This is a genomic window from Micromonospora sp. KC721 (assembly GCF_004348355.1).
In the GTDB taxonomy this organism is placed as follows: domain Bacteria; phylum Actinomycetota; class Actinomycetes; order Mycobacteriales; family Micromonosporaceae; genus Micromonospora.
In genome coordinates this window covers 25,870-46,947 of the sequence record NZ_SMJY01000016.1, presented here as the reverse complement: position 1 = coordinate 46,947, position 21,078 = coordinate 25,870, and the positions used below count along the sequence as shown (strand labels likewise).

The 21,078-nt window shown below is 67.2% G+C and carries 23 protein-coding genes; 19 read left to right on the top strand and 4 right to left on the bottom strand.

Annotated features, from left to right (window positions below):
- Nucleotides 1–30 precede the first annotated feature (30 nt).
- The 3 genes from E1182_RS05190 (at nt 31) to E1182_RS31580 (ending at nt 2,699) form a co-directional block, all read left to right on the top strand.
- Nucleotides 31–654, top strand: coding sequence for an NAD(P)-dependent oxidoreductase (locus E1182_RS05190; RefSeq protein WP_132261506.1), 624 nt, complete (start codon nt 31–33; stop codon nt 652–654).
- Nucleotides 654–1,070, top strand: coding sequence for a nitroreductase family deazaflavin-dependent oxidoreductase (locus tag E1182_RS05185; RefSeq protein WP_371687513.1), 417 nt, complete (start codon nt 654–656; stop codon nt 1,068–1,070). The genes E1182_RS05190 and E1182_RS05185 overlap by 1 nt, the downstream gene beginning before the upstream one ends.
- Nucleotides 1,071–2,057: 987 nt before the next feature.
- Nucleotides 2,058–2,699, top strand: a complete 642-nt coding sequence (locus E1182_RS31580) for a hypothetical protein (protein WP_243706041.1) — start codon at nt 2,058–2,060, stop codon at nt 2,697–2,699.
- 909 nt (nt 2,700–3,608) lie between these two features.
- Here the strand turns inward: E1182_RS31580 and E1182_RS05175 are convergent.
- From E1182_RS05175 to E1182_RS05160, 4 genes are all read right to left on the bottom strand, one after another.
- Nucleotides 3,609–5,978: a hypothetical protein gene (locus tag E1182_RS05175; protein WP_132261489.1), complete on the bottom strand. Its 2,370-nt coding sequence runs from the start codon at nt 5,976–5,978 to the stop codon at nt 3,609–3,611.
- A 136-nt stretch (nt 5,979–6,114) separates the two neighbouring features.
- The gene (locus E1182_RS05170) at nt 6,115–7,554 is read right to left on the bottom strand and encodes a Fic family protein (protein WP_165942521.1); all 1,440 of its coding nucleotides are present in this window, start codon (nt 7,552–7,554) and stop codon (nt 6,115–6,117) included.
- A 58-nt stretch (nt 7,555–7,612) separates the two neighbouring features.
- Entirely contained in the window at nt 7,613–8,182 is a 570-nt protein-coding gene (locus E1182_RS05165) for a cysteine hydrolase (protein ID WP_132261486.1), read from the bottom strand.
- A gap of 4 nt (nt 8,183–8,186) precedes the next feature.
- Nucleotides 8,187–9,353, bottom strand: a complete 1,167-nt coding sequence (locus E1182_RS05160) for a hypothetical protein (protein ID WP_132261484.1) — start codon at nt 9,351–9,353, stop codon at nt 8,187–8,189.
- A gap of 933 nt (nt 9,354–10,286) precedes the next feature.
- On the opposite strand from E1182_RS05160, the gene E1182_RS05155 reads away from it, so the two are divergent.
- The 16 genes from E1182_RS05155 (at nt 10,287) to E1182_RS05085 (ending at nt 21,009) form a co-directional block, all read left to right on the top strand.
- Nucleotides 10,287–10,544 carry a DUF6284 family protein gene (locus E1182_RS05155; protein WP_132261483.1) on the top strand — a complete coding sequence of 86 codons (258 nt, stop codon included), beginning with the start codon at nt 10,287–10,289 and terminating at the stop codon, nt 10,542–10,544.
- Nucleotide 10,545: 1 nt separating this feature from the next.
- The gene (locus E1182_RS05150) at nt 10,546–10,992 is read left to right on the top strand and encodes a hypothetical protein (protein ID WP_132261481.1); all 447 of its coding nucleotides are present in this window, start codon (nt 10,546–10,548) and stop codon (nt 10,990–10,992) included.
- Between the two features lie 45 nt (nt 10,993–11,037).
- The gene (locus tag E1182_RS05145) at nt 11,038–11,349 is read left to right on the top strand and encodes a hypothetical protein (RefSeq protein ID WP_132261503.1); all 312 of its coding nucleotides are present in this window, start codon (nt 11,038–11,040) and stop codon (nt 11,347–11,349) included.
- Entirely contained in the window at nt 11,349–12,023 is a 675-nt protein-coding gene (locus tag E1182_RS05140) for an NUDIX domain-containing protein (protein ID WP_132261479.1), read from the top strand. Before E1182_RS05145 ends, E1182_RS05140 begins: the two co-directional genes overlap by 1 nt.
- A gap of 341 nt (nt 12,024–12,364) precedes the next feature.
- Entirely contained in the window at nt 12,365–13,168 is an 804-nt protein-coding gene (locus E1182_RS05135; RefSeq protein ID WP_371687514.1) for an ABC transporter permease, read from the top strand.
- Complete coding sequence (locus tag E1182_RS05130; RefSeq protein ID WP_132261476.1) at nt 13,165–13,350, top strand: hypothetical protein; 186 nt, start codon at nt 13,165–13,167, stop codon at nt 13,348–13,350. The genes E1182_RS05135 and E1182_RS05130 overlap by 4 nt, the downstream gene beginning before the upstream one ends.
- A gap of 97 nt (nt 13,351–13,447) precedes the next feature.
- Nucleotides 13,448–13,633, top strand: a complete 186-nt coding sequence (locus E1182_RS05125) for a hypothetical protein (RefSeq protein ID WP_132261474.1) — start codon at nt 13,448–13,450, stop codon at nt 13,631–13,633.
- 105 nt (nt 13,634–13,738) lie between these two features.
- The gene (locus E1182_RS30890; RefSeq protein ID WP_165942520.1) at nt 13,739–13,906 is read left to right on the top strand and encodes a hypothetical protein; all 168 of its coding nucleotides are present in this window, start codon (nt 13,739–13,741) and stop codon (nt 13,904–13,906) included.
- 81 nt (nt 13,907–13,987) lie between these two features.
- Nucleotides 13,988–14,176 carry a hypothetical protein gene (locus E1182_RS05120; protein WP_132261472.1) on the top strand — a complete coding sequence of 63 codons (189 nt, stop codon included), beginning with the start codon at nt 13,988–13,990 and terminating at the stop codon, nt 14,174–14,176.
- Nucleotides 14,177–14,267: 91 nt separating this feature from the next.
- The gene (locus tag E1182_RS05115) at nt 14,268–16,400 is read left to right on the top strand and encodes an FtsK/SpoIIIE domain-containing protein (protein WP_132261470.1); all 2,133 of its coding nucleotides are present in this window, start codon (nt 14,268–14,270) and stop codon (nt 16,398–16,400) included.
- Nucleotides 16,401–16,589: 189 nt separating this feature from the next.
- Entirely contained in the window at nt 16,590–16,865 is a 276-nt protein-coding gene (locus tag E1182_RS05110; RefSeq protein ID WP_132261469.1) for a hypothetical protein, read from the top strand.
- Between the two features lie 20 nt (nt 16,866–16,885).
- Entirely contained in the window at nt 16,886–17,212 is a 327-nt protein-coding gene (locus E1182_RS05105) for a hypothetical protein (protein WP_132261467.1), read from the top strand.
- Nucleotides 17,212–17,514 carry a hypothetical protein gene (locus tag E1182_RS05100; RefSeq protein ID WP_132261465.1) on the top strand — a complete coding sequence of 101 codons (303 nt, stop codon included), beginning with the start codon at nt 17,212–17,214 and terminating at the stop codon, nt 17,512–17,514. The genes E1182_RS05105 and E1182_RS05100 overlap by 1 nt, the downstream gene beginning before the upstream one ends.
- A gap of 44 nt (nt 17,515–17,558) precedes the next feature.
- Nucleotides 17,559–18,320 carry a phosphoadenosine phosphosulfate reductase gene (locus E1182_RS05095; protein WP_243706040.1) on the top strand — a complete coding sequence of 254 codons (762 nt, stop codon included), beginning with the start codon at nt 17,559–17,561 and terminating at the stop codon, nt 18,318–18,320.
- 98 nt (nt 18,321–18,418) lie between these two features.
- Nucleotides 18,419–19,453 (top strand): bifunctional DNA primase/polymerase, encoded by a 1,035-nt coding sequence (locus E1182_RS05090; RefSeq protein WP_132261462.1) that lies wholly within the window; start codon nt 18,419–18,421, stop codon nt 19,451–19,453.
- Nucleotides 19,450–21,009 (top strand): hypothetical protein, encoded by a 1,560-nt coding sequence (locus E1182_RS05085; protein ID WP_132261460.1) that lies wholly within the window; start codon nt 19,450–19,452, stop codon nt 21,007–21,009. The genes E1182_RS05090 and E1182_RS05085 overlap by 4 nt, the downstream gene beginning before the upstream one ends.
- The last annotated feature ends 69 nt before the right edge of the window (nt 21,010–21,078 follow it).

Genomic DNA, 21,078 nt, shown 5'->3' with positions numbered 1-21,078 from the left:
GGCTCCGGCCCTGGTGAAAGGCGGTTACTCATGAATATCGTGGTTTTCGGCGCGGGCGGCCGGGCCGGGCGGCAGGCCGTCGCCGAGGCGCATCGACGCGGCCACCAGGTCACCGCCGTGGTGCGCGACCCCGCAGGCCACGACGACTTGGCCGACGCGCGGGTGGTGGCAGGCGACGTCACGGACGGGGTGAGCATCGAGCATGCGGCCGCCGGGCATGACGCGGCCATCAGTGCCGCCGTGGACCTGTCCGTGCCACCGCACGACTTCTTCACCGCGTCGTCCCGTGCCCTGACCACCGGCCTGGCGAAGGCGGGCGTGCGCCGCCTGGTGGTGGTCGGCCTCGCATCGATCATGCCTGGGGCGTCGGGTGCTCCCCTGATGGATGAGCCCGGCTACCCGAACGAATACCGCTCCTTCTACCTCGGCCACGCGGCGGGCCTTGAGGAGCTTCGGACCTGCGAGCTCGACTGGGCGTACATGGCTCCCGCAGGCGACTTCGACCATGACGGCGCGCGTACCGGCTATTACCGGGTCGCCGATCACGGTGATCCGGTCAGCCGGATCAGCTACGCGGACTTCGCGATCGCGCTGCTTGACCAGATCGAGGCACCCCGCCACCACCGCGCCGCCGTGAGTGTCCGGGAGGCGTGATGCCGAAGGTCCACGACAGCCCGAACGCCTGGGTCGCCGAGCACATCCGCCATTTCGAGCAGACCGGAGGCCGACCACGGCCGGGCGTGAATGACCTGCTCTTGACGACCCGTGGCCGGAAAACCGGCGAACTGCGCCGCACCGCACTCGTCTACGAACGCGACGGCGACCGCTACGTGCTGGCAGCCTCCAACCGTGGTTCGGACCACCACCCCGCCTGGTACCTCAACCTTCTCGCCGACCCGTACGTCACGGTGCAGGTCGGTACGGAGACCTTCACCGCACGCGCGCGCCCCGCCACTGCGGCAGAGCGTCCGCACCTATGGCGCCTGATGGTGTCGGCCAAGTCGGAGTACGCGGCCTACCAGCAGCGAATCACCCGGGAGATCCCCGTGGTTCTCCTGGAACGCGTCTAAAACCTGGCGGTGACGCTCTGGGCGACCGCAGCGCCGTTTACGGCGGGAACTGATCTCCTCGTCGGGCAGTTGCAGACCTTCCGGCCTCCCCCCCCAGGGAGGCTGAAAGCCCTTGTGCTGCCCGGCGAGGTGATCCGCGGCGGCATCTCTGAGGAGGGCCGGGGTTCGGGGAGGAGCCCCGAGATCCTCAAATTCTTGTCGTCCCTCAGCATGGCCGGTCGGCCCGGCCAATGCCGGCCGGAGGTGGCCGGCAGGCCAGGGCCGGGCCGGCGCGTCCCGCTTTGCGAGCCGCCTTGATACAGCAAGAGAGGAATTTGGCAATAAACCGCACTGGCCGCTGAAGCTTGACCAGCGGTCAAGGAGGGCCAGCCACCGCCAACTTGACCGATCTTGGTTCCCGGAACGCCGAAGTGGGCCGATCCGGATGCCGGATCAGCCCTCTGAGCTGCGTCGGGACGGCCGGATTCGAACCGACGGCCCCTTGACCCCCAGGACGATCCGCCACACGTCCACGCCCGTCACGCACGCTATCCCCAAGATCAGGCCGTGCGGGCGACGTCGTGCTAGAGGAGGAATCTAGCGGCGTGATGGCACGCGACCGAGGGACTATGAGATCAAACTGCCCGTCCCGCCCACCTGGGCACCTGGGGGACTAGCGGCGGAAACGCCTTCCGACATCGCTCACCGCTCCCCCATCTTCCGTGGACCTCTTGCGGACTGGATGGCGGACCGTCGCCCGGTCGCGGCGGCCGGGAGCGTCAGCTTGGGAGTTGCCGATCTCCGGCAGGCCACCGACCCGGCCGCCTGGTCTCGGCAGTCTCTCGTGGCCTCGGCTGGCCCCTGTTGTCCTCGCCCAATGGCACGCTAATGGCACGCCGGGCTGCTTCCCTCGACCTATGTGCGCGTAGCCGAAGTGGTGGCCTACAGACCCGGCCTCGTGAATACCGACCATGGCGTGCCCGCCGGTGGCCGAGGAAAGGAGCAGGCATGTCGACCGAACCGGAACCGGGCCTCGCGCCCGAGGACGCGAGACCCCGCAAGACCAAGGTCGATCCCATCATGATGGGTTCCATGGAGGTCACCAAGGACGGGCGAAGCTGGCGGATCGGTACGGCCGGCGACATCGCCTGGATCGCTGGCAAGACCACGGAAGGCTTCTCGATCACCACAGCGATACCGCCGGTGTTCGGCGCCTACGCCACCTTCTACCCGTCCGACGGCGTGAATGTCCAAGCCCATGAACGCGCTGTGATCGACGTACTCACCCAGCACACGCCTGACCAGCCCTGGTGGCTGGGCTATCTCGACACGGGCGCCCACGACATCGTCTTCCCCCTCGCTCCGAAGGTGTCCCTCTACTGGAACTGGCCGTATGTGCTGGTCGAAGCAGGACCCGAACAAGCCCTCACCTGGCGGACCGGTCACATGCGCGCCGGACAAGGATCGTTGCCCGATCTGTTCTTCCCTGCAGATCACTCCTGGCTCGTCTCCGCCCTCTGGGACGACATCTGGACCGACATCGGCGGGACCGCCCCACTGATCACCGCCCTGCACGACAATCCGCTGGTCAACGCTCGCCGGGTCGGGACCGACGAAGACGCCCTTCCGCCAGGACTCACGCGCGACTAGTCACACGCGCAACTCAGATGCTGGCGGATCTCCTCGTCGGGCAGTCGTAGACCGTCCAGCCTCCCCGGACGGGGCCGCCCTACCGGACGAACGACCTTGTCCCCGTCCGGGGAGGCTGGTAGCCCTCGTGGTGCCCGGCGAGGTGATCGGCCCCCGGCCGATCTCTGAGGAGGGCCGGGGTTTGGGGCGGAGCCCCGAGTCCTTCGAGGGTCTTGGTCTCGTCAGCGTGGCCGGCCGGTCCGGCCGATGCCGGCCGGAGGTCGCCAGCAGGCCGGGGCCGGGCCGGCGCGGCCCGCTTGCGGGCGCCTTGATCCAGAGAACAAACAATTCGGCAAATGACCCGGGTAGCCACCTGAAACTTGACCAGCTGTCAAGGAGGGCCAGCCACCGCCAACTTGACTGATCTTGGTTCCCGGAATGCCGAAGAGGGCCGATCCGGATGCCGGATCAGCCCTCTGAGATGCGTCGGGACGGCCGGATTCGAACCGACGACCCCTTGACCCCCAGGACGCTTCGCCACACGTCCACGCACGTCACACACGCTTTCCCCAAGACCAAGCCGTGTGGTCGACGGCATGCTGGCCACCATCGCGCACGCCGTGTGGTCCCCACCTGGTCCCCGGGCGCTGACGCCTGGCGATTTGTCGAGAGGCGGGTTGCTGCTCAGCCCTTGCGGCCAGAAGAGGCCGAGTAGCGTCAACTCGCACTGACCCGCCGAGAGTCGTCGAGAGTCTTGCCTCAACGAGCGACGCACCGTTGGGTGCTACGGAATTCCTATCTATAGCGTTGAATTGCCCATTATGGTGTCCTGTGTCGTTAGCCGTCGCCGCTGCTGCTTCTTTCGCTGCCCCGCCTCATCCGCCTCGCCCGGGCTCTACCGCTGGGGCCGCCGCATTCGCCTGCGGACCCTCACGCAGGCGTCTGCCATATTGGCACAAAATCACTCCCACCCTTGCGACCCTCGAACCTAGCATCGACCAACCCAAGGTTTCGCTTGCACGATTCGACTGCAAGTGTTGACAGACCTGTGCCGACCTCGTTCCACTTTGTCGGATGATCTTCATGCATGTACGGGACCGAAAGGTTTTGCCCTGTCAATACAATCGGAAAGACTGGCAGTACAACATGCCCAATCGAAGGTGGGGCCTCCTCGCAAGCCGACCGTAGTGCAGCGACCGTCTCATCCGGGAGCTTTTCTTGAAGGGTTGCTGCAAGGATGTAGCAATCAATTTGCTTGCCCCTCAAGAAACTCTGCATGATCCGAAGATTCGCTACGTCTTCCGCCGTGATCGGATCCCTGTAACTCTTAACCTCGCCGACAACGACGAGCGGTCGAGGGCTCCCATCTAAGATCATCGTGACATCGAGTTCGAATTTCGACGTTGGGGAGGTCACTTCCAAGCCGAGGGCGAACGGATAGGCATCCAGTGTCGAATGAGATCCGAGTGCAGATAAGACTGCCATCACAGGAAGCGTCTCACTTAGCCGCTCCGGAGCGATCTCGGGTGCAAGCCGGTACAGCCAGTCATTCCTGGTTCTCTTGCCAAGAGCGAGCGCGAGGGGCGTTTGCTCGCCGCAGAGTTCACAGTTGTGGTCTGAGCGTAGATCTTCCGGCCTCACGGGCACCTCAGCGCTGCACCTCGGGCAGCGCACAGGCAGAACTGCCTGTAGCGTCTTTCGGGTGAGCAGGTAGTGCACGACGTCAGTCGGGTAGGTTGCAGCCGGTTGCCGCATCAGGAATGAAGGCCACGCCCCTTGCTCCCGCTTGGCGTGACTGATCAAGGCCGTAATTGGTCTGCCAGTATGAGAATTGGCCGCCTTTGTCATCACAGTTCGCACGGCGGGCTGATTGGCCACATAGCTAGATCTACCGCCCAGCCTCTCGATAAGTCGACCAGAAAACCTCCCATTGTCAGTTTGCCGATACGCCCATCCAGTCCCGCTTGCCACCCTTTCTATGACGTCAATAGACCGCACGGGCGAGATCTCGACCGCCCCTGCATCAGAACGGACAGCGACAGAACGGCCATCCACCGTTACTCTATGAGCCCGTTCGTCGGTCACACCCCGATCGTGTATCAGGGCTGACAACTCACGCATGGCCGGCATAACGAGCGTCAAGTCCGGGCCGAGATCTCGGACTGAGGTGATGATTATGTCAGCGGCCAAAAATCCCGGCTGATGTTTGCGTTTCCAGCGCGCGTTTCCCATGGCTGGCAGTGGAATATCGAATATCCGACGCCGCGAGCTTTCCACTCTGAATACCTGCGAGAACTCCGTGTGGAAAGGATGGTGACCTATCCATCCACGCGCAGGCGTGGCGCCACCCTCCGTACGCCAACATGTTACGCCCTTGCCGGCTAGCAGACTCGCGAGCTTCTCGGGTATCTGCGTATGAGGCGGGACATGTATTGCGAGATGCGGTCCGAGGGATACGCCGTCACCACGTGTATGGTTCGGAATCAGTTTTTCATCAAGTCTCCGATCCAGCCATAGGTCCAGCGATGCATTGGAAGCCTCCTCGTGACCATTCACCCACGGGAAAACTTGCGCTCCGGACGCCCTGAGGTTCCAGAGCAGGCACAACCGAGCTGCATCATCTGGGTCGGTTACAACAACAGCTACACCTTCCCAATCGCCTGAATACCGAATTTCCTTGCCAGTTAGCAGGATAGGAGTAAGGTAACCGGGATCATCAGGCCATCTCCCGAATTCCTCTATAGCCTCTCCCGCATCAGACGAGTGTGATCTACGCTCGAATGCCGAGGCGGTCGTTCGACTAAAATCGTCATCACCAAACGCGCCATACAGGGCAGTAAAAATATTCGCGAGCGGATGATCTGGTCGCCACTTCGGGTACGAGTACCGGGTGAACTCAGGGTCCTCGTCGTAGATCCAATCAACGCCCTGGACGTGAGAGGGGAAGACGTTGCCACCTACACCAAATGGACCCCATTCGCCTCCGGTCCTCCATCTATACCCGTCTTGGCGCGACAACTGCTGAGACTCCGAGCTGTCGTCTACGGCATGCAGGACGTCTACATCGAGCACCGCACTTGCCCTGAGCGCCGTCGTTTCGTCGGTCGGGTCAATGAAAGGAAAGTAGATTCCGCCCCACGATGCGGTTGCATGCTTCACGGCGGTCGCGAAGGCAGCCAGGGTCGGTTTGAAAAGTAACCCTATCCTGAGAGGGCGAAGATCTACCCAGCCTGAGATCTCTGGATTTGGCATTAGCCCGTGCCTCTTCCTGCGTCCTTGCCCGAGCCAGTTGTCGTCCACGGATTACGTCGGGTGGAAACACGCGGCGCCACGCCCCAGCCTCCTAGCCATCCCGTCTGCCATCGACCCGCCCCACCGTCGTGGCGGGCCGCCGCCCAGCCCACCACGACGGGCGGACCTTGAAGTCGGCTCGCCGTCATGGCAGCTCACTGCTCTCCGCCGGTCGATGGACACTGCGCTCGTCTGGGAGTTGCAGCGGTATGCGACCCGATAGGTATGCATCCGCAATCCTGTCAGAGATGAATCTAGCGGCTTCCACAGTGTTCATAACACGCGGCCGCCCGTCTACTAAGGCGAAAATGCGTGGTTCCATGTCCACCACGAGCATTACCTCGGACACGTCACCCACTTCCGCAGGCGTCGCCTTACGATAGGGGCGGAATCGTAGGTTGTTGTTGCGCACCGAAAAGTAAAGTGACGGAAAATGTTCTCCCTGCTCAACCCAACGGCGCATCTCGAAGCTCGGGTAGCCGAACCACAACAGCAACTCGGCGCCTGCAGCGTTACGCAACAACAAATGCCAGGTGTTACCCGTACTGTCAAGCCTCCGAATAAACGCAAACTCTTCGGGCCCGAGTTCCCCCGCCTTGGCAGCCTCAATCCCCGCCAGTCGCAGCTCGACGACAAGCTGATTCGACAGCTCACTCATCTGGATGTGCCATCTGCGGTACAGGCCTTGAGATCTGCCACGGATTTCTGCGTCGAACATTCGTCGAATGAAGGAAGGGCGCTCAATCTGCTTCACGTAGCGATTCACCGTTTTGAGAAATAGCGTTGACAGCGGCAAGATGTCTCCGGCCACGTCGCTATGCGCGAGGCAGTCAAGGTAGTTTCCACGCTCAGACTGATTCTTCACGATCGAGGGCGGCAGCTCAGATCGAGTAAGAATGAGGTTGGCAAGGATGCGCGCGAGTCTGCCGTTTCCGTCCTCAAACGGATGGATGTGGGTAAGCCAAGCATGTGCGCACGCCGCACGTATAGTGGCCGGAAGCTCATTTTCGCCTGCAAGCCATGCGACGAGGTCGTGCATTGCCGCAGGGGTGTCTATAGGCAGCAGTGGCTCGTGGGCAGCACGCGAGATTTTGATGTGAAAGTGCTTGTATCGCCCCGCATACGACTCGCCGGCGGCAATCATTTCGTGAAGTGACCGGAGGTCCGACTCCGTTATGGGCCTTGAGTTAAGGTCTCCGGCCAAGTGTTGAGCCAGAACTCGCGCACCTTCGATGCCAAGCACCGTCTTCATATCCTCGTCTGCAACGATGCTCTTGATCAGCAGTTGGTGGTCGAATTTGCTCACCAGGCGCTCAGACATAGGATCGGTCAAAATCTGATGCGTTCTCTGCATCGAAGGACCAAGCCCCTCGATGGCGTTGCTTTCGTATACTTCACGCGAGCGCTGGTAGTTTGATACCTCTCGCAGCAGCCCGGTTTTTATTAGCTCTGCGCGAACCGCACGAAGGCGCGCCCGCGCGGTTCGCTCAGCCTCAATTAAATCCTGAATCTGTTCGTCTGCGTCGGGACCGTCTGCGATTAAGTAGGGCGACCCATCAAGACCCCGCAAGGCTGGCTCATTCATGGCTCTCCTCTGCATTCCGAAATTTGACTGTCGCCGAGGTTCGAGGCGTTTTCGCAGATCAAGATGCGTCCGGTGCCAGCGGTGACAGGGCGATGAGCCCGGTAGGAATGTCGGCCAGCCGGATTACCTGGCCGGAACCGATGAAACGTCGCGCGACAAGTAGGCCCGCCTCGTGTGCCTCAGTCCCCGCATGGCTCGCCGAGGCGTCCGCAATCAGCCACGGCGTGAAGTCGTGCTCAAATGCGTCTACGGCACCCTTCAAAACACAGCTTTCGGTAGCGATACCGCAGAAGTAAAACTCCTCCCATCCGCGCTGCTTGAAGAGCGCCAAGCCCTCTGAGGTGAATGGGCTGTAGATTTTTTTGTCGAGCGTTGCGCCCCGATCTACGTACGGATGCAACTCGGGCACGAAATCGATGTCGGGGGAAGACTGGAGCCGCAGCCAGCCAAAGAACCGCTCGAAGGGGCTTCCAGGGTAGTTCAGGTATCGGGTGAAGAGCGTGTCGCCACCAGCTGCCTGCCAGCGGCGTACTAGGTCGACAACGACAGGAACGATGTGCGCTGACTGCTCGCGCACGAAGCCGTTTTGCATGTCGGTCACGACAAGTACAGGACGGCCCGATGTCATTGGCTTAACCTCGATCCGTATCACGGAGGGTTTCGATGGCTTGATCTAGGGCTGGCATTAGGTCACACGTCCGCAGAATCGCTCGGCGCATCGCCTGATGCTGCCCGGTCTCCCGTAGGCGGGAGATAGTGAGTCGGGAGCGCACCCCCCGAAGGTATCGCCATCCATGTTCCGGCGGCACGTGCGGATCTCGCCCCTGCTCTACCTGCCGGGCGATTGCATCGCTATATGCCCACATGGATTGAACCGCGAGCTCGCAGGCGACGATCTCGGCTTCCGTCAAGGAACGCTCGGCTGAGATTGGGTGGTACACGACTCCGGACCATGACGCGTAGCCCACCGAAGTCCCGCGTACGCCGAACGATTCGATGCCTACGTGGTCGTATGCCTCGGACAGCAACGACTGCTCGATTAGCTCGGCATGCGCCAGGTGTTCGTCGTCCATAGGGCGGCCACGGTGCAACAGAACCTTTGGCGTCGACATGATGCGCAGCGCCGTATCTAACAGCTCACCCGGCCACGCTGGCTCAACAACCCACTGAGCGCCAAGGACGTACACCGCAGACTCGTCCTCGGCGGGCGCGATGGGCGCGAGGTAATCGATGGCCCATCTGATGTTGTCGCCGTACGACACCTCCCGCCACGCGGCGAGTGCCGCGATCGTGGACAACTGGATGTGCTCGACAAGGTGAAAGATCGCTGACCCGCACGGCCAGACGTACAGGGTGCAGTCGCCCTCCGGGTGCTCCACGGGAGCCGAGTAGCAGGTGTGCCACGCCCCCACGGCTGGCGCGCAGCCTGCGCTCTCTCGCAACCGGGCAGCGCCGGCAGCGCCGACGAACGCCGTCACGAACTTGTGGGATCGCGCCGAGAAGTGCGGACGGTCCTCAGCGCCACTGGTCAGCTCACCGAATAGATCGTGGGGCCTTGCGTCGTACGCCAGGCAGTAGAGCTGCCGGTAGATCGGGTCGGTGACCGCCACGCGCCCGGTCTCGTGGCGGTACATCGCTTTCTCGATGGCCTCGACCGTCGGTGTCTCGCGGATGCCGCGCTGCTGGCCGACGCGGTGTAGCTCGCGCGCGGCGCGCTTGCGTGACTCCCAGCCGGCTGCCTTCCGGCGGTTGACCAGCACAAGGTTCGGCTTGAACTGCCGAGGGACCTCAGTGGACATACACCGTGTCCTTCGTGTCCGTGCGTAGGAGCTGCCCGAATCGCCGCCCGCCGGGCAGTCTCATTGGCAGGCGAGCAACGTGCTGCCGCAGACGGGAGCCGAGGACAGGAGGCACCAGATGATCCGACCTAGCCGGTGGTGCCTCGGCGCGGCCTCTCGGCCTGCCACTTCCGGATGGTCTCGGGCTGCCAGGCAGGGGACCGGCCGAACATCCGATCAGGCGCGGGAGCCTGACCGCGTGAGACGTAAGAAGCCCAGGTTGCGCGACTGATCGGGGCACCTACCGAGGCGAGGTAGGTGCGCACGTGGTCCGTCGTCCACCAGTCGGCGGGCAGGTCAGCGTCACTCATCAGTACAAGCCTACGCGGTATAGGTGCTTGCGCGAATACAACGTGACGCTGTAGCGTCACGAATACAACGCCACGTTGTATCCCGTCAGTCGGGGTCCGAGGAAGGCAGTGCGTAGCAGCACTGCGCGCCTACGTCCCGCTGTGCGATCGGTCTTTGAGAACTTCACAGCAGAAGCGCCGCGTTTGATCGGGCTTGCGGTATTCCCGCCTTGAGTCACACGGTGGCCGACCCCTGTAGGTCCAGGGCGAGCGGGCCGAGCGGGCTTGATCTTGGCGCGCGGATGTCTTCTGCCTCTCTGCATCTGCACCTGTCCGGGGTGGGTGTCGCGCTGATCCGCTACGCGGCTCCCACCCCGGCTTTCCGTCTTAACCCCTGCTTGTGGAGGTGAGCCGTCATGGCCGTGAGCGTTTTCGCTGCCGTTCGAGTGACCACCAAGGGCAACGCGGTGTGGCGTACCTGCGACCGCTGTCAGCGGCTCTCTCCGCTGGCCCCTGATGAGAACCGCTGCCAGCCGTGCCGGCAGCCCCACACTTCCCGCCGCCGTCCGGTGGCGGGTTCCCGTCGTTCCGGAAGGAACCGCAAGTGAACAGCTACGACCACGCCGACGTCGGCCCGGAGGGTCCGAGCGTTGATGACCTCGCGGAGATCGAGCGGGAGATGCCGCTGATCGACGCCGAGGTGCTGTTGCTCGACGCGCAGATAACGATCCTGTGCGCCGAGCCCGCCCCGTCGGATCTGGACTGGCAGCGGGTACGCCGGGCGCGCAAGCGGGTGCTGCGGGAGGCCCGCGCGCTGCTGGCCACCCGCGCCGCTGCCGGCCGTGGGACTCGGGTGGCCTGAGATGGCCGCCCGGATGATGCGCCCTGCCCACCCGGTGCCCGGCCCGATCGTGGCCCGCCGCGTGGTCGGCACCCCGGGCGAGGTCGCCGCCGTGGTGGCGACGCTGCGCGACTCCAACCGCCTTGTCGGCATGTCCCTGCCCGCGCAGATGCCGCACGACGACGGCCGGGTGTGGGTGACGGTCCGGTTCATCGACCGGCCCCGCGCCGCCCGTGCCGCTGTCCCGGCCCGCGCCGTGCGCCGCTGGCCGGTGGTGACCGCTGTCGCCGTCCCGGCCGCCACCGTCGTGGCGGTGGCCGGCTACCTCGCGGTGCAGCTCGTCACCGCGCTTATCGCTCTGTTGCCGCTGCTGGCCGGCGGCGCGTTCGTCCTGGCCGTGCTGGCGCTGCTGCTGCGCCGCTCCGGGGTGTGCTGCCCCGGTCTGCGCTGCCCCGGCTGCAACCACTGACCGAAGGAGTTCCCCTTGAGTGCCCGTAAGAACCGCCGCGCGATCCTGGCCGAACTGATTCTGCTGGCCAACCCGACCGCGATCACCGTCCAGTCCGACGGCATCTCCCTGGCCGTCGACTTCGACAGCATCGCCGAACTGAAGTCGTGGCTGCACCTGGCCGGACTCAACGACCCGGACATGCTGATCGGCGAGCACCAGGGCACCGCCAACGACGGCCGCCCGTACCGGTCGCTGAACGCCTACCCGACGTGGCACGGCTGGGAGATCTACGCCCACGCCATCGAGTACACCGACAACGGCGCACCGCTCGACCCGACGACCGCCGACCAGCTCGCCGCCCTGGCGGTGGCCTGATGACCGCACGCACCTACACCCATCCGTCGGTGCTGGCCGGCATCGCCGCCGGGGCGTCGTGGGCGGACCCGACCATAGACCCCACCGCGATCGATTGGACGGCCCGGCGGGCCGCCGCCGCGATCCCGTTCCCGCTGGTCGACGGCAGGCCGGTCAACCCGTACGCGCCGACCGGCATTCGCTACGGCCGCAATGAACTCGGCCATTGGGGTGAGGCCCTGGCCGCTGACGCGATCGTCACCGCCTCGGACCCCGACGGGTGGCGGTGGCTACTGCTGATCGAGCGCGGCGACGGACACGGATGGGCGCTGCCCGGCGGCCACGTCGACCCGGGCGAAGACCCCACCGCCGCCGCGTTCCGAGAGTTGGCCGAGGAAACCGGCCTGAACGCCACCCACACGGCCCCGTGGGCGAAGACACTCCCGGCCCGCTACGTGCCCGACCCGCGCGCCTCGGACGAGGCGTGGATGGTCACCGTTCCGGTCCGCATCGACCTCGGTAGCTACGTCGGACCGCTGCCCGACGTGACCGGCCGCGACGACGCCCGCCGCGCCGTGTGGGTGCCCGCCGTCGACTACGCCTGCGTTGTGCGCCACCTGGCCGACGCCTACGGCGGCGAGGTGTTCGCCGCCCACCGCGATCTGCTCGCCGACGTTCTGGGAGGCACCCGATGACCGCCCCGACCATTAACGGCACGAAGTACCCGCAGCCGGTCGACGAGCTGCTGCCGGCTGCCCGGAAGCTCGCCGACGAGCTGGGCGAGATCCCCTCGCGGAACAAGCTCATGCAGCACTTCCGCATCGGTGCCCCGAAGGCCGGGGAGCTGCGCGACCGGCTCGCGCGGGACGTGGCCGCCGATCCGTGGCAGGCGCTCCGCGAGGTGGTACAGCGCGCCGAGCAGACCGGCAAGGTTCCCGCCGGTGAGCAGATCGCCGCAGAGTACCGACTCGCTCCTGACGTGGCGAACCTGGTGAGCTCGCTCGCCGCGGTGGGGGTGGACCGGCGGGCAAAGGGACTGCCGACGGATCTGGACAAGGACTGGCGACCGCCGTTCGAGCACGCCGACGACGACCCGGCCGACGACATCGACGTGCCACTCACGGACCCGTGGACCCACGCCGTTCCGGTGGGTCCGACCACGTTCGACCACCCGGAGCCGATCGGCCCCGACCCGGCCCCGGCAGACGACCGGACCGAGGCGCTACGCGGCGCGATGGCGGTGCGCGGGGCACTCCTGACGCCCCGCACAGACCCGGCGGACACCTGCCCCGACGGCACCCCCGCGCCGGAATTGACCACGGCTGTTACGGACGTGGTTGCCGAGCCGTCGACCGAGGCCACGACGGTCGGTCACCCGGGTACGCCGGACGCCGACAAGCCGGCCCGGCGGCCGGTCGTTTGGCCGGTGGTGCTGATGGCCCTCGGCGCGTTCGTGGCCGTCTGGTCCGGGTGGGTCGGACTCGGCAAGCTCACCGGGTTCGGGAAGGTGGACCTGCTCCCCGGCATCGTTGAGCCGGGTTCGTGGGCCACCATCGACTCCGCGATCACCCTGCCGATCGGGGTAGAGGCGTACGCCGCGTACGCGCTGTACGTGTGGCTGTCCGGTCGGGTACCGACCCGGGCGCGGACGTTCGCCAAGTGGTCGGCGCTGGCGTCCCTCGCGGTCGGCGCGCTCGGTCAGGTCGCCTATCACCTTCTTGTCGCCTACGGCGTTACCGCGGCCCCGTGGTGGATCACCACTCTCGTGTCCTGCCTGCCCGTCGCGGTGCTGGGCATGGGTGCCGCCCTGGCCCACCTGGTGCGGGAGGACGCCCGATGAGCTGGGAGGACCGCACGGCGGACGAGAAGAAGAAGGCCCGCACCGAGGCCCGCCGTCGTCAGGCGACCGACGACAGCCACACCTATGAGGTGGTCACCGGTAAGGGCACGCGGCTGACCGCCAGGGGCATCAACTCGGCGCGAGTGCTGGCCGGCAAGGACGGCACCTACCGCCGCACGTAGCCCCGCCCGGCGGCACAGCCCACAGGCCTGGAAACCAGTGCTGTGCCGCCGGTCTCATCCCCTTAACCCCGCATGGGATCTCGGGAGGACCACCAGTATGTCTGACCGGTTCACGAACGCCTACCAGCGGTGGCGCGACGCTGAGGCCGCTGCTACCGCCACCGGCAGCAAGGCCGCCCGGCAGGAAGCCGAACGGCAGCGCCAAGCGCTGCACGACAGCCCGGAAGCGCAACGAGCCCGCCGGCAGCTCAACGGCCGCGCGGCACCCCGCGACCGCCGCTGATCCCCTCCATCCCCGCATGTCTGTCCGCTTCCGCCGCCACCGGCTCATCACCCGGTGGTGTGCGGTGGCCGCCAGATCGTCTGGACGGCCGGGAAGGGAATTGAGATGGCGAAGCGAGACATGAAGCTGAACGCGGCGCTGGCCGAGGCGATGCGCAAGGACAGCCGCGCCGACGCGAAGAAGTTCCCGAAGACCGACACCCGGACCCAGGCCGCGATCGAGAAAGGCCGGGCGCAGGGCCGGATCAAGCCGCACTGGCTGGGCGAGAACTAGCCCACCCCTCACCGTTGCCCCTCGATCGCGCGCGTGGTGGCCCCCCGGAGGGCCGGGGCCGCCGGAAGGAGCATCCCCCTGATGGGCAAGAACCTGATCGGCAAGGCCGTGAACGCGATCACCCGCTGCCCCTACTGCAAGGGAAGCGGCCGGGTGGCGCACTACCACCAGGGTGCCGAGGTCATCAAGAACGGCCGGACGGTCGCCTACACCGAATGCACCCGGTTCAAGACCTGCCCCGACTGCGGCGGCTCTGGCCGCTCCCGCTAGCCCCGCCCGGCGGCACGGCCCCATGGCCTCAGAAACCGTGCCGTGCCGCCGGCCCCCACTCAGTCTTCCGACCGTTGGAGGAACCCCCATCATGACCAGCGATCCCATCATCAACCCCGCCGAATCGCCGCCGGATGAGAAGGCGGCCCGGATTGTGGACCTGGCGCAGCGGCGCGCGGACCGGGCCGCCGCCGCGCAGGGCCTGTCTGCCGCCGATGCGGCCGATGCCGAAACCGTCACCCCGGAACCGGTCGCCCTGGGTGGGCCGGTGGATCCGCCGGAGCGCCGCCCCGACCTGGCCGAGCTGCTCGACCGGCGTTCCGGGCCGGTGCTGCCGCTGTGGCTGACCGACCGCTACCAGCGTCGTGACATGCTGCGCCGTGCCGTCAACGCTGCGGGCTACCACGTGGGCACGCATCTGGTGCTATCCCCGGTCTACGCCGGCAAGGTGGCCTGGTACGCGCCCAAGGGCGCGGCCCGGCTGGCCTCGCGGGTGCTGGGCTGGACAAGCGCGGAAGCCGGGAACTGGCACCTGCGGCAGGACGCGGCGAACCGCAACGACCCGAAGACGTGGCTGGAGCTGGACCGCCACCGGCAGCGTCAAACGTCCTGGCGGTGGTGGGTCACCAGCGCCGGCGCCCTCGCGACCAGCACGGGCGGTGTGGTGCTCGCCTCCGACATCACCCCGTGGTGGGTGAAAGGCCCGGTGCTGGCCGCCGGGCTGGTCGGGTTGGCCCGCTACGGCCGGCCCCTGGATAAGCCGATCCTGGCTCGTACCGTGGTGCGGCCGACCTACCGGAAGCTGACGGCGGAGCTGACCCGTAAGGGCATCATGGCCACCGGTCTGGTGAAGCGGCCGGAAGACATCGTGTTCCCCGCCGGGGTCGGGGAGATTCGCCGTGACGGCCCCGGCTACCTGGCCATCGTGGATTTGCCCGATGGGGTGATCGCGGTGGACGTGGTGGATGAGCGGGCGAAGCTGGCCGGTGGGCTGCGCCTGCCGATGGATCAGGTGTGGCCGGAGGTCATGCCCCGGGAGCACCCGTCGCGGCTGGCGCTGTGGGTGGCCGACCGGCCCGTGTCGGCGATGAAACAGCCGCCGTGGCCGCTGCTGCGCGGCGGGCAGACGGACTTCTTCAAGCCGTTCGTGTACGGGTTCGACCCGCGCATGCGGCCGGTCGAGTACCGGATGGACGAGCGCAACAGCCTGTTCGCCGGTTTCCCCGGTTCCGGCAAGTCGCTGTCCGGGCGGGTGGTGCTCGCCGGCATGGCCCTCGATCCCTTGGTGCAGTTCGCGGGGTTCGACCTGGCCGGACGCGGGGACTTCGACGCCTTCGAACCGCTGTGCCCGGACGGGCTGTTCGGCTCCGGCGCGGACGAGGGCACGAAGCAGGCCGCGTACCGGATGCTGATGTGGCTGCTCAAGGAGTGCGACGTGCGCGGCCCGCGCATCAAGCACTACGCCACCCAAGGCATGAACAGCGAAAACAAGCTCAACCGGGCCATAGCCAGCAAGGACGCCCGGTTGCGGCCGATCGTCGCATGGATCGACGAGGTACAGGAACTCATCACCGACCCGGAGATCGGCAAGTCCGCCGCCGCCGCGATGACCAGCATCATCAAACGCGGACGGGCACTCGGTATCCACCTGATCCTGATGACCCAGCGCATCGACAAGGAGTCCCTGCCCAAGGGCGTCACCTCCAACATCGCCAACCGAACCTGCCTCGCTGTCCCATCGCACGTCGAAACGGACCTCGCTCTGGGAACGGGCGCGTACCGCCAGGGCGCGCGACCAACGCAGTTCGAGGTCGGTGTGGACTCCGGGTGGGGCGTGCGGGTCGGCTACGGCCCCATGACCTCCGTCCGCGCCGCATACCTCGACCGGGCCGCCGTAGAGAAGATCTGCGCCCGGGGCGTGGCGCTGCGCGGCGGGGTCACCGGCCCGGCCGACCTGCCGGCGGCGCGAGACATCCTCGATGACCTTCGGGTGGTGTGGGTCGCCGACGAACGGGGCCAGCACTGGGAGGTGTTGACCGCCCGGCTTGCCGACCGATTCCCCGACGCCTACGGGTCGCTGACCCCGGACGCGCTGTCCGCGCTCGTGCGCGGCAAGAAGGTGGAGTGCTCACGCCAAGTGAAGGTGAAGGGCTCCAACCGGTCCGGTCTGTACCTGGAAAACCTGACCAAGGCACTGGCCGAGCGCGACGGCGCGGCCGGCTGAGAACCGGTAGCGCGGCCGGTAGCGGTCCGAGAAGAGGTAGAGCCAACTCTACCCGGGCCGCTACCGGTCCCACCTGCACCAACATTCACCGGTAGCGGTAGAGCGGCGCTCCGCCTACCGCCGGTAACCCCCTGTTTGGAGCCTCCAGTGACCCCCACCATGGCCGCTACCAGCACAAACGCGCCCGAAATGTCCGTAGTCCTGTTCGTCGGAATTGTTCTGATCGTCGCTGTCGGTTACGGCAGTGCTTGCTACGTCCGGCCGTTCACTGCCTGTCACCGCTGCAAGGGCTCCGGCACCGCCCCGCCGACGCTGTGGCAGCGACTGCGCCGCCGCAGCACCCGCCCCCGCGCCCTGCGCGGCCGGCCCGACTGCCGCCGCTGCACCGGCACCGGACTACGGCTGCGCATCGGTCGCCGCGCGTTCAACCACTTCCGCCGCCTGCGCCGCCAGGGCACCCGATGACCACCCGCGAGGGAGACACCATGACCACGACCGCCCCGGCCGTCCGTTTCACCAACGGCCAGCGCGCCGCCATCATCGTCTGCGCGCCTGTCCGGCTCGAACCCGGTGTGCTGGCGCACAAGGTCACCCGCCACAGCATCGGCACCGACGCCGACGGCAACCCGTCCGGCGGCGGGCGGTTGGTGTTCACCGCCGACCGGCGGTGGGTCATCGCCCCGGCCTGCCAACCCGCCCCCGACCCCGCCGACCCGCACGCCGGCCACGGATGGGGCGAGTACTCCGCTGGGTGGGCCGACCACAAAGGCGCACTGGCCTGCCCGGTGTGCTTCCCGCCCGAGGACGTCTGATGGCCGGCGGCTACGGCGACCGGCCCTCCATGCGCGACGCGCCGCTGTCCGGCCTTGAAATCTGGCTGACCGGCACCCCGGCCGAGCTCGACGCCGCCACCCGCGCTCTGGCCGCCGCCGGTCGTCTCGTGTGGAGCGGGCCGCGCCGGGCGTTGACCGGCAGCGACGCCGGCCGCGCCCGGCTCTACCTACGGCTGACCGTCAGTCCCACCCGCCGGGCCGCACGGGCCGCCGATACCGGCGACAGCGGCGGCGCGACGGTGCTGCCGTTCCCTAACCGGCTGTCGGGGGGTGCGGCGTGAGGGTGTTCTCTTATGGCGGTGGGGTGCAGTCCACCGCCGCCCTGGTGCTGGCCGCCACGGGGTTGATTGACTTTCCGGTGTTCCTGTTCGCCAACGTCGGTGACGATTCCGAAGACCCCGCCACCCTGGACTATCTGGAGCGGTACGCCAAGCCGTACGCGGCGCTGCACGGCATCCAGCTTCACGAGCTGCACCGGATACGCCGCGACGGCACCAGGGAAACCCTGTACGGCAGGCTGACCCGCGACGGATCACGGTCGCTGCCGATCCCGGTGCGGATGTCCAACGGTGCCCCGGGCACCCGATCGTGCACGGCGGATTTCAAAATCAAGGTCATCGGCCGGTGGCTCAAGGCCCACGGCGCGAGCGCCGACAATCCCGCCACGGCCGGAGTCGGCATCAGCCTGGACGAGATCGAGCGGGTCAACAACCGCCGCTCCGAACCCTACGAACGCACCGTCTACCCGCTGTTGGACCACGCGCCGCCGCTGCGCCGCCACGACTGCGCCCGGATCATCGCCGCCGCCGGCCTGCCCGTGCCGCCCAAGTCGGCGTGTTGGTTCTGCCCGTTCAGGCGGCCCGCCACATGGGCTGAGACGCGCCGCGACCGACCCGAGCTGTTCGCGCGGGCATGCGACCTGGAGGCACTGCTCAACCAGCGGCGGGCCGTGCTCGGCAAAGACCCGGTGTGGCTGACCCGCTTTAACCGGCCACTTGCCGCTGCGATCGCCACGGCGCAGGACATGCTGCCCGGCTTCGACACCGCCGACGACGCGCTGTGCGACAACGGCGCGTGCTTCACCTGACCCGAAACCACTGATCGGCGCGCTCCGCGCGCTCACTTCCTGGTGGTCAGCGCCGCGCGGCGCTGACCACCAGCACGCCTATGCCAGGAAGGACCGTCATGCCCGACACTTCCATGCTGCTGGCCGCCGCGCTCGCGTGCGCGGCGCGCGGCTGGCACGTGTTCCCCCTGCGCCCCGACCACCCGCACGCCACCGAGGATGAGGCGAAGCGGCCCGCGTTCCCGAACCGATGCACCGCCGAGCGCTGCGACCAAACGGACCCGCGCTGCAAGGCCGCCGGGCGGCATGTGGGGTGGGAGGAACGCGCCACCACCGACCCGACCCGTATCCGCCGAGCGTGGTCGACGCACCCCTACGGCGTGGGGATCGCGTGCGGCCCGTCGGGTCTGGTGGTGGTCGACCTGGACGTGCCCAAGCGCCCCGACGACACCCCGCCGCCGGAATGGGCCGGGGCGTGTGACGGGCTGGACGTATTCGGCACCCTCGCCGCCCGGCACGGCACCCCGATCGACAACCTGAGCGGCTTCGGTCCCGACGCACCACCGGCGGGCGGGATTGATGTCACCTACACCGTGCTCACGGCCAGCGGCGGCAGTCACCTCTACTACCAGCACCCCGACGGCGGCCCGCAGCTGCGCAACACCACCGGCGACCGAGGCGGGTTGGGTTGGAAGGTCGACACCCGCGCGCACGGCGGCTACGTGGTAGCCGCCGGTTCCACGGTCAACGGCCGGCCGTACGAGGTGGCGTTGGACTGCGACCCGGCGCCGCTGCCGAACTGGCTGGCGTCGCTACTCGCCCCGGCCCCGCGATCGGCTGACCGGCCTGCCCCGGTGGCGCTGCCGCCGGACCGGCACGGCCGGTACGTCGCCGCCGCGATCCGTAACCAGGTCGCCCACCTCACGGCCGCGCCCGAAGGGCAGCGCAACCACGCCCTGTTCACCAGCGCGGTCGCGCTCGGCCAGTTGGCCGCCGGTGGCGCGCTCACCGACACCGACGTCTACGCCGTCCTGGAACCGGCCGCCCTGTCTACCGGGCTCCGACCGGGCGAGGTCGCTCGCACGATCGCGTCCGGGCTGCGCGTCGGCACGCGTCAGCCACGCCACCTGGGCAACCTTCGGGAGGCGGCATGACGGAGCGGTTGCAGGTCGGGTCCGGGCCGGAGTCAATCCGCGTGCTGAAGGCCGCCTTGGTCGGTGGGGTGCTGCCCGACACCTACGTGTCGGCCGGTGCGCTGGTCCACATGGAAGCCGTATCCGGCGGGCTGGCGACGGCCGCTGATGAGGACTCACCGTTGCCGGTGTCGGCCAGCGTGGTCACGCCAGCCGGGCTGGCCGGGCTGCTCGCCGAGCATGCCTACGTCTACCGGCTGCGCTCCCGCAAGGGCGACACCGGCGACCCCGAGATGTTCGAAGAGGAGGTGACCCCGCCGAGGGAGATCCTGTCATCGGTGCTGGCGGGCAAGACGTGGCCGGGGGTGCCGCCGCTGCGCGGGATCATCGGTGCACCCGTGCTGCGCCGTGACGGCACCCTGTTGCAGAAACCGGGCTACGACCCGGCCACCGGCCTCTACCTCGCGTCGAAGGTCGCGCTGCCCCCGGTGCCCGACGAACCCACCCCGCAACAGGTCACCGAGGCACGCCGGTTCCTGTTGGGTCGGTTTCTGCGCGACTTCCCGTGGGCGTCGGCCGCGGACCGGGCGAACTACATCGCGTTGTTGGCGACGCCGATCTTGCGGCACTTCACCCGCAGCCTGACGCCGTTCGCGCTGATCGACGCCACCATGCCCTCATCCGGTAAGACGATCCTGACGGCCGGGCCGGGCATGCTCTACGGGCAGCGCGTCATGCCCTGGGCCTACTCCGACGAAGAGCTACGTAAGTCCATCACCGCCGTCCTGGCCGAACAGGTCGGCGTGGTCATCTGGGACAACCTCGCCGAAGGCACCGTCATCGACTCCGCGGTACTCGCGCAGCTCGTCACCACCGGCGTGTGGTCCGACCGCCAGTTGGGCGCGTCGCGGAACATCGCCACCGTCAACGACCGGCTGTGGATGGCTACCGGCAACAACCTGCAAGTCGGCGGCGACATGGCCTCCCGCACGGTCCGCGTGCACCTGGACCCGAACATGCCCCGCCCGGAACTGCGCGACCAATCCGGGTTCGGTATTCCGCACCTTGACCAGTGGATCACCGTCCCGGCGAACCAACTCACCGTCCTGTGGCACCTGTTGGTGCTGGTGCTCGACTGGACCCGCCAGGGAGCACCCAAGGTGTCCGGGTTGTCGATGCGGCAGTTCACGCCGTGGGCGCAAGCACTCGGCGGGTTCCTGGCGCATCATGGCATCGACGGGTTCCTGACCAACGCCGCGGACGTGCGGGAGATTGATGAAGACGAAACGCGCTGGCGCGCGTTCCTCACTTGCTGGCACGACCGCCACGGCGGTCGTGCGCTCACGGCGGCTGAGCTGCGTCGGGACGCTGAGCCGATGCAGCTCGGCAGCGACGTCAACGACCCGTGGGATGGACAGTTCATCACCACGGCCGCCGGCCGGCTACCCAACCCGCTGCAACTCGGCCGTCTGCTGACCGGGCAAGCCGGACGCTGGCGCGGCGAACACGTCATCCGCGCCGGCCGTAACGACCGGGGCGACCGGTCCGTGTTCTGGGTCGAACGCCACGACGGGTGAGGAAAACCGGCTGAACCATCTCCGCATCTCCGCAACGCCGCACAAACCTTTGGCGACCAGCGGAAACAC